This is a genomic window from Acidimicrobiales bacterium (assembly GCA_036270875.1).
GTDB lineage: Bacteria > Actinomycetota > Acidimicrobiia > Acidimicrobiales > AC-9 > AC-9.
In genome coordinates this window covers 1-6900 of the sequence record DATBBR010000072.1, presented here as the reverse complement: position 1 = coordinate 6900, position 6900 = coordinate 1, and the positions used below count along the sequence as shown (strand labels likewise).

At 68.1% G+C, this 6900-nt stretch carries 6 protein-coding genes and 1 tRNA gene; all 7 read right to left on the bottom strand.

Annotation, left to right across the window (positions count from 1 at the left end):
* Window positions 1-97: 97 nt before the first annotated feature.
* Window positions 98-562 carry an alpha/beta fold hydrolase gene (locus tag VH112_08430; protein ID HEX4540258.1) on the bottom strand — a complete coding sequence of 155 codons (465 nt, stop codon included), beginning with the start codon at window positions 560-562 and terminating at the stop codon, window positions 98-100.
* A gap of 89 nt (window positions 563-651) precedes the next feature.
* Window positions 652-725, bottom strand: a tRNA-Ile gene (locus VH112_08425).
* Between the two features lie 16 nt (window positions 726-741).
* Entirely contained in the window at window positions 742-1104 is a 363-nt protein-coding gene (locus VH112_08420; protein ID HEX4540257.1) for a DUF3566 domain-containing protein, read from the bottom strand.
* 191 nt (window positions 1105-1295) lie between these two features.
* A complete protein-coding gene (gene gyrA / locus VH112_08415) occupies window positions 1296-3770 on the bottom strand; it encodes a DNA gyrase subunit A (protein ID HEX4540256.1) in 2475 nt (824 codons plus the stop codon).
* 16 nt (window positions 3771-3786) lie between these two features.
* Window positions 3787-5733: a DNA topoisomerase (ATP-hydrolyzing) subunit B gene (gene gyrB, locus VH112_08410; protein ID HEX4540255.1), complete on the bottom strand. Its 1947-nt coding sequence runs from the start codon at window positions 5731-5733 to the stop codon at window positions 3787-3789.
* Between the two features lie 110 nt (window positions 5734-5843).
* Window positions 5844-6173, bottom strand: coding sequence for a DUF721 domain-containing protein (locus tag VH112_08405; GenBank protein ID HEX4540254.1), 330 nt, complete (start codon window positions 6171-6173; stop codon window positions 5844-5846).
* A gap of 25 nt (window positions 6174-6198) precedes the next feature.
* The coding region (gene recF / locus VH112_08400) for a DNA replication and repair protein RecF (GenBank protein HEX4540253.1) at window positions 6199-6900 on the bottom strand (702 nt) is incomplete at its 5' end.

The window sequence follows — 6900 nt, the reverse complement described above, 5'->3', positions numbered from 1 at the left end:
CGGCGGCCTGGTCACCATCGAGCTCAACTTCGGCGTGGTCATCCCCGTGTTGGCCTAGTCGAGGCCCTCCCGAATTACGCCGTCTGCTCCGAGGTAATCAAGCAGCGCCCACCTTCGCCGCGTAGGCGTCGCGCATGCCGGCGAAGTCGGCTTCCGTGGGGAGCCGGTCGGGGTCGACCTCGCCTCCCCGGTCGTTGCGGTGGTCGGCTGAGGCCACCACTGCCCGCCGCACCCGACTCGGGTGGTGCACGAGCAGCTCGTAGGTCGTGAGCCCACCGTTGCTGAACCCGAAGACGTCGGTCCGTTCGATGCCGAGGTGGTCGAGCAGGCCCACCACGTCGGTGGCGAGATGCTCGAAGGCCATGGGCCGGTCGATGTCGGCCGTACGGCCGTGGCCCTGGAGCTCGACGGCGATCACCCGGTGGTGCTCGGCCAGGAGGGGCATGACCACTCCGAAGCTGAGCTCGAGGGTGGTCAGGCCGCCGTGGAGCAGCACGAGCGGCGGGCCCTCGCCGCGCTGCTCGTAGTAGACGTGGAGCCCGTTGACGTCGGCGTACGGCATGCTGGTGAAGACGCTACGAGGCGGCCCGACTCATCGCGACCGCCCAACGAGCCCGCTACGAGAGATTTCAGGGACTGGGGCTCAGGGAGTGGGGCTAGCTGGAATCGAACCAGCGACCTCAGCATTATCAGTGCTGCGCTCTAACCGGCTGAGCTATAGCCCCCGACAGAGAGCCGACGCTACACCAGCGGCTGGCGCTCGGATTTCTCCTCCACGACGGCGATCCGCACCCCGCCGACGACGTCACTGACCAGGTTGAACACGGCGGCGATGATCACGTTGACCAAGGTCCCGAGCAAGGTCAGGACCACCCCGGCCAGGATGGTCACGAGGAGCACGCGGAACCCGATGAGGTTGAAGGACTTGTAGCCGAACAACTGCTCGACGAAATGGTTGACGCTGTTGATCCCCCCGACGAGCGTCGCCACGATCCACAGCACGACGCCGGCCACGAGCACCACCACCAGGCCGCACAGGTAGAAGAGCAGGGACACCACGAAGACCGTCCGGGTGTCGATCTTCACGACCGTCCGCCCCACCATCCGGGCCGGCGATGGGCCGTCCCGCCGAGGGGACAGGGTGATGGGAGGACGGGGCGGGCGCCCGGACGCCTTCGGCGGGGTCCCGGGCGGCGCCGGAGGGGTGCCGGGCCAGGGCGGGGGGGCAGCCGCCGGACGATCTTGCCCGGAGTCACCGTCTGACTTGGGGACCTCTTCCACCCTGGCCATGACCGCTATCCCACCTCCACCGGAGACAGGACGCGGGCGACCGAGGCGACGGACTGACCCGCGTCCAGGCTCATGACTCTCACTCCGGTGGCGTCCCTGCCCTGGGAGGCGATCTCGCGCACCGCGGTGCGGATCGTGACCCCCGCCGAGGAGACCAGGAGGATCTCGTCGTCCAGGCCGACCATGAAGGCGGCCGACACGTACCCCCGGCGGGCCGTCAGCCGGATACCCCGGACCCCTTGACCCCCCCGGGCCTGCCGGTGGAACCGGTCCAGCTTCGTCCGCTTGCCGTACCCGACGTCGGTGACCATCAGGATGTCGGCCTCGTCGCTGGCCACGTCGAGGGACACCACCTCGTCGCCCTGGCGCAGGCGCATCCCGCGCACTCCCGCGGCATCCCGTCCCATCGGCCGCACCTCGTCCTCACCGAAGCGGATCGTCATGCCGTTACGGCTCACCATGAAGAGATCCTCACCGTTACTGGTCTGCACCACCCGCACGAGCTCATCGTCGTCCCGGAGATTGATGGCGATGAAGCCCTCCCGGCGGGACTTGTCATATTCCGACAAGAGGGTCTTCTTCACCTGCCCCAGCCGGGTGGCGAAGATCAGAAAGCGGCCTGTGTCGTAATCGCGGGTCTCGACGATAGCCTGGATCCGCTCGCCGGGGGCAAGGGGCAGGAGGTTCACGATGGCGGTGCCCCGCGCCGTCCGCTCCTTCATGGGCACCTCGTGGCCCTTGAGCCGGTACACCCGGCCCCGGTTGGAGAAAAACAGCAGGTAGGCGTGGGACGTGGTGTAAACCACGTGGCTGACGATGTCCTCCTCCTTGAGGCGGGCCCCCTGGATCCCCCGGCCGCCGCGCCCCTGGGTCCGGAAGGCCCCCACGGGCACCGACTTGACGTAGCCGGCCTTGGTCATCGTGACGACGAGCTCCTCGTCCTCGATGAGGTCCTCAGCCCCGAGCTCGCCCGGATCGAGGATGATCCGGGACCGGCGGGGCTGGGCGAACGTCCCCTTGATCTCGGTCAGCTCGTCCTTGATCACCTGGCGCAGGCGCGCCGGATCCCCGAGGATCGCCTCGAGCTCGGCGATGGTCTCCCGCAACCGGGCCATCTCCTCTTCGAGCTCGCTCCGGCCCAGGCGCGTCAGCCGGCCCAGGGTCATGTCCAGGATGTGGTTGGCCTGGATCTCGCTGAACTCGAACGGAGCCGCCATCAGGCCCTGACGGGCCGCAGGGCGGTCCGCCGAGCCCCGGATGAGGGCGATGACGGCGTCGAGCTGGTCGAGGCAGCGGAGCAGGCCCTCGACGATGTGGGCCCGAGCCTTGGCCTTGTCCAGCCGGTACTGCGACCGGCGGGTGATCACCTCGACCTGATGGGCGATGTACGCACTCAGGGCCTGGGCCAGGTCCAGAGTGCGGGGCACGCCGTCGACCAGCGCCAGCACGTTGACGCCGAAGCTGGTCTGCATCGGCGTGTGCTTGTACAGGTTGTTGAGCACGACCATGGGGTTGGCATCCCGCTTCAGATCGATGACGAAGCGGGCCTGACGGCCGGCGGAATCGTTCTGGGTGCTCCGGATCCCCTCGAGCTCCCGCCCGTTGACCAGCTCGGCGATCTTGCGCTCGATGACCTCGATCGACGTCTGGTAGGGGATCTCGGTCACGACGATGCGGTCGCCGCTCTTGGTCTGCTCGATCTCGGCCACGGCCCGCAGCTTGATGGACCCCCGCCCCGTCCGGTAGGCGTCGAGGATCCCCGCCCGGCCCAGGATCTGGGCCCCGGTCGGGAAGTCGGGGCCCTGCACGAACCGCATCAGCTCGTCGACCGTGGCGTCGGGATGCTCCAGCAGGTGCACCGTGGCGTCGATGACCTCGCCCAGGTTGTGCGGCGGGATGTTGGTGGCCATGCCGACGGCGATCCCCTGTGACCCGTTGACCAGGAGGTTGGGAAAGCGTGAGGGCAGGACGATCGGCTCGGACTCGGTCCCGTCGTAGTTGGTCCCGAGGTCGACGGTCTCCTCGTCGATGCCGGCCATGAGCTGCAGGGCGAGGGGCGCCAGCCGGCACTCCGTGTAGCGCATGGCAGCGGGGCCGGTGTCGGGATCGGGCGAGCCGAAGTTCCCATGCCCGTCGATCAGCGGGTGACGGAGGCTGAAGTCCTGCACCATGCGGGCCAGGGCGTCGTAGATGGCGCCCTCACCGTGAGGGTGGAACTTGCCCATCACCTCGCCGACGACACGGGCGCACTTGGCGTGCGGGCGGTCGGGCCGCAGTCCCTGTTCGTACATCCCGTAGAGGATGCGGCGGTGTACCGGCTTCAAGCCGTCCCGAGCGTCGGGCAGGGCCCTCGAGACGATGACGGACATGGAGTACTCGAGGAACGAGCGCTCCATCTCCTCCTGGATGTCGATCGGCTCGATGGCAGCGAAGCTCAGCTCACCGTCGCCGCCGCCACCATCCATCGTCGTGTCACTCATGTGCTCTCCGCCCCCCTTAGATGTCGAGGAAGCGAACGTCCTTTGCGTTGGTCTGGATGAAATGACGGCGCAGCTCGACGTCATCACCCATGAGGATCGAGCACACCTCGTCGGCGATCGCCGCCTGCTCCAGTCCGATCTGGAGGAGAGACCGCTTGGCCGGGTCCATGGTGGTCTCCTTCAGCTCGCCGAAGTCCATCTCCCCGAGGCCCTTGAGCCGCTGGAAGTCGGCCTTGTGATCCGGGCGCTCGGTGAGGAACCGGGCCTTGGCCAGATCGTCCTTGAGGTAGACCTTCTCCTTGCCCACGAGGGTGGAGTACAGCGGCGGCTGGGCCACATAGACGTGGCCCTTCTCGACCAGGTCGCTCATCTGGCGGAAGAAGAACGTCAGCAGCAGCGTCCTGATGTGCGATCCGTCGACGTCGGCGTCAGCCAGGATGATGATCTTGTCGTAGCGGACCTTCGACTCGTCGAAGTCCTCGGCCAGACCGGCGCCGATGGCGGCGATCAGCGCCTGGATCTCGGCGTTGCGGAGCATCTTGTCGACCCGAGCGCGCTCGACGTTCAGGATCTTGCCCCTGATGGGGAGGATGGCCTGGGTCCGTGGATTACGAGCGTCCTTGGCCGAGCCCCCGGCGCTGTTCCCCTCGACGATGAACAGCTCCGACTCTCGGGGATCGCGGGAGGAGCAGTCGACCAGCTTGCCCGGCAGACCGGCGCCCTCGAGCGCCGTCTTGCGCCGGGTCAGGTCCCGCGCCTGGCGGGCGGCCACGCGGGCTCGAGCGGCGATCGTCGACTTCTGCACGATCTGGTGCGCTTCGCGCGGGTTCTCCTCCAGCCACTCGGCCAGCTTCTCGTTGGTCGCCCGCTCCACCAGTGAACGGACGGACACGTTGCCGAGCTTGGCCTTGGTCTGTCCCTCGAACTGCGGGTCCCGGAGGCGCACGGTGAGGATGGCGGTCAACCCCTCGCGGATGTCCTCGCCGAGAAGGTTGTCGTCCTTCTCCTTGAGCTGGTTCTTGGCCCGGGCGTACTTGTTGAGCACGTTGGTCAGGGCCTTCTTGAAGCCCTCCTCGTGCATCCCTCCTTCGCTCGTCTCGATGCCGTTGGCGAACGAGTGGATGCTCTCGTAGAAGCCGGTGTTCCACTGGAGGGCCACTTCGACCTCCTGGTGGGCCTCCTCCTGGGCGTAGGCCCCGACCTTCTTGAACAGCGCCTCCTTCGAGGCGTTGAGATGGCGGACGTAGTCGGTGATCCCGCCCGTGTAGCGGTAGACGACGTCCTGGGTGTGGCCCGGCCGCTCGTCGCGAAAGCGGATCTCCAGGGCCCGGTTGAGGAACGCCATCACTTGAAGGCGCTCGACGACCGTCGTGGCCCTGAACTCGGTCTCCTCGAACACCGAAGCGTCGGGCCAGAACGTGACGATCGTCCCCCGTCGGCCCCGTGGCGACGGGCCCACGACCTCCAGCTTGCCCTTGGGCTTGCCGCCGTTGGCAAACTCCATCCGGTGGCGCTGGCCGTCCCGGTCGATCTCGAGCACGAGACGGCGGGAGAGGGCGTTCACGACCGAGACGCCCACACCGTGCAGCCCACCGGACACCTTGTAGCCGCTCCCACCGAACTTGCCGCCGGCGTGGAGCATGGTGAGCACGACCTCAGCGGTCGACTTGCGGGGGTACTGGTGGTGCGGCTCGGTGGGGATGCCCCGCCCGTTGTCCGCCACCCGGCACCCGCCGTCGGCCAGGAGCGTGACGTCGATCCGCGTGGCCTCTCCGGCCATCGCCTCGTCCACCGAGTTGTCGACGACCTCCCAGATGAGGTGATGGAGCCCGCTCGGTCCGGTGGACCCGATGTACATGCCCGGCCGCTTGCGCACCGGCTCGAGCCCCTCGAGCACGGTGATGTCCCTGGCCCCGTACGACGACGATGGCTTGGTGGTCTCGGCGTTCTGCTTCAGCGCCACGGGCGCGGGCCTTTCCAACACGGTCACGGATTGAGTTAGGGCCACCAGAACCTGCAGGTCAGAAGCCCTGAACTGGCTTCAATTCTACCAGAGAGGGGTGACAGCTCCGGTCACTTGGACCTGACCCGCACCTCCAAGCGGGAAGCCACTTCGTGGCCCACGGCCTCGGTGATCTTGCCCAGTATCGCGGACCCCAGGTACTTCAACTGGGTGGCCCAGGCGGGGTGATCGACCGAGACCACCAGGGTCGAGTGTCGGAGCGAAATTGGGCGGGAGTGGGCAGCGACCGCCGCCCCCACCACGTCCTCCCACCGCGAGAAAACGACCGCCAGGGCGTCGGCCGGTGGAGCGCCGATGCCCCGAGCGACCTGGTCGAGCGACCTGGCGATCTCGTGGGGATGATCCTCCCCCGGCGGGCGTGGAAGTGGGCGCCACGTCATCGGCGCACCTCGCCCATTTCGACCCTCATGAGCCGACCGTCCCCGGTGAGACCTGCAGGACGCGGGCTGGCGTCACGCCCGGTGGGGGTGACGAGACGGTGGTCAGCAGGGCCTGAGCTCCCGGAAGATGGGCGACGACCGCAGCGCTGCGGGCGGCGTCCAGCTCAGAGAACACGTCATCCAGGAGGAGCACGGGCGGACTTCCGACGGCGTCGGTGACGATGCCGTGCACGGCAAGGCGGAGCGCCAGGGCCAGCGTCCGCTGCTCGCCCTGTGACGCATGCGAGCGGGCGGGAAGACCAGACAATTCCAGGATCAGGTCGTCGCGATGGGGACCGACGCTCGTGGTACCCCGTCGCAGGTCCTCGTTCCGCGCCTGACCGAGCGCCTCGGCCAGGTCGCCGTCCCAGGACCGGCGGTACGTCAGGGCCACCGCGCCGTCTTCGCCCGCCAGACGGCCATACGACTTGGCCACAGCCGGCTCCAGCTCGAGGCTCAGTTGGGCGCGGGCCGCCGCCAATGTCTCGCCGATCTCGGCCAACTTGGCGTCCCAGACGTCGAGCGCGGCGACCGTGCCTGCGTCGGGCTGTGGTCCACCCTGCTTGAGCAGGCTGGCTCGCTGACGCAACGCCCGTTCCAGATCGCTGCGCGTCCCGTCGTGGCGAGGGTGGAGCGCCACCAGGGCATCGTCGAGGAAGCGCCGGCGTTCGGCTGGAGCGCCTTTCAC

Bases quoted from the DNA above. Each gene is read 5' to 3' on its own strand.
- VH112_08430 (HEX4540258.1), bottom strand. From the start codon at position 562: ATGCCGTACGCCGACGTCAACGGGCTCCACGTCTACTACGAGCAGCGC.
- VH112_08420 (HEX4540257.1), bottom strand. From the start codon at position 1,104: ATGGTGGGGCGGACGGTCGTGAAGATCGACACCCGGACGGTCTTCGTG.
- gyrA (HEX4540256.1), bottom strand. From the start codon at position 3,770: ATGAGTGACACGACGATGGATGGTGGCGGCGGCGACGGTGAGCTGAGC.
- VH112_08405 (HEX4540254.1), bottom strand. From the start codon at position 6,173: ATGACGTGGCGCCCACTTCCACGCCCGCCGGGGGAGGATCATCCCCAC.